A 1553-nucleotide genomic window follows, 5' to 3' on the forward strand; every position below is an offset into this window, starting at 1 on the left:
CGCCAGGCGCTCAGCGAGAACCGCCGCAGCGGCGGCCGCCTCCTGGACCTCGCCAACGGCCTCGCCGAACCCCTGCGCGCCATGCACGCGGGCGTGGAGGCCCTCCGCCCGGCACCCGGCGCCGAACGCGACGGCCTGGTGCGCTGCGCCCTCCTGCCCACCCACGCCGAGGAGATCGACTGGCTCGCCGACTCGATCGCCCACCTCGTACGGACCGGGAAGGAGCCCGGCGAGATCGCCGTCCTGTGCCGTACCGCGACCGACTTCGCCGAGATCCAGGGCGCCCTCGTCGAGCGGGACGTCCCGGTGGAGGTGGTCGGTCTCTCGGGGCTGCTGCACCTGCCCGAGGTCGCCGACCTGGTCTCCGTCTGCGAGGTCCTCCAGGACCCCGGCGCCAACGCCGCCCTGGTCCGCCTGCTGACCGGCCCGCGCTGGCGCATCGGCCCGCGCGACCTGGCCCTCCTCGGCAGGCGCGCCCGGCGTCTGGTGTCCCACACGCGCGTGGACGGCGACGACGACCCCGACCGCCGCCTCGCCGAGGCCGTCGAGGGGGTCGACCCGGCCGAGGTGATATCGCTCGCCGACGCCCTGGAGACCTTCCTGGAGACGCCCCTGCACAGCGCCGACGAGGACGACGACGGGCTGCCCTTCTCGCCGGACGCGCGCGTACGGTTCGCGCGCCTGGCCGCCGAACTGCGCGACCTGCGCCGCTCGCTCGCCGACCCCTTGATGGACGTCCTGCACCGCGTCCTCGCCGTCACCGGCCTGGAGGTCGAGCTGTCGGCGTCCCCGCACGCCCTGGCCGCCCGGCGCCGCGAGACCCTGTCCAACTTCCTCGACATCGCCGCCTCCTTCGCGGCCGGCGACAACGAGGCGACCCTCCTGGCCTTCCTCGGCTTCCTGCGCACCGCCGCCCAGTACGAGAAGGGCCTCGACAACGCCCTGCCCGGCGGCGAGAACACCGTCAAGGTGCTCACCGCTCACAAGTCCAAGGGCCTGGAGTGGGACGTCGTCGCCGTTCCCGGCCTGGTCACCGGGACGTTCCCGAGCACCCAGGGACGCGAGAAGTGGACCGCCCAGGGCAAGGTGCTGCCGCACGCGCTGCGCGGCGACACCGAGACCCTCCCCGACATCACCTCCTGGGACGCGCGAGGCATGAAGGCCTTCCACGAGGCCATGAAGGACCACCAGCACACCGAGGAACTCCGCCTCGGCTACGTCACCTTCACCCGGCCCCGGTCCCTCCTGCTCGGCTCCGGCCACTGGTGGGGGCCCACCCAGAAGAAGCCACGAGGACCCTCCGACTTCCTCCAGGCCCTGCACGACCACTGCACCGCCGGCCACGGCGAGATCGAGGCGTGGGCCGAGGAGCCCGCCGAGAACGCGGAGAACCCCGCGCTGCTCAGCCGGACCGAGGACCAGGTCTGGCCCCTGCCCCTGGACGACCTGGCCCTCGCCCGGCGCCGGGCCGCCGCCCAGACGGTCCTGGACCACCTCGAGCACCTGGCCGCCCACACCGACACCCACCCCGCGGCCGTGCACGACCCCGACAC

At 74.2% G+C, this 1553-nt stretch carries 1 protein-coding gene; it reads left to right on the plus strand.

What is annotated here, in order from left to right:
- Positions 1–1553: 3'-5' exonuclease (locus tag EHS43_RS44295; RefSeq protein ID WP_148104329.1), on the plus strand; the 1553-nt coding region annotated here is incomplete at both ends.

The sequence above is a fragment of the Streptomyces sp. RP5T genome, assembly GCF_003933965.1.
GTDB lineage: Bacteria > Actinomycetota > Actinomycetes > Streptomycetales > Streptomycetaceae > Streptomyces.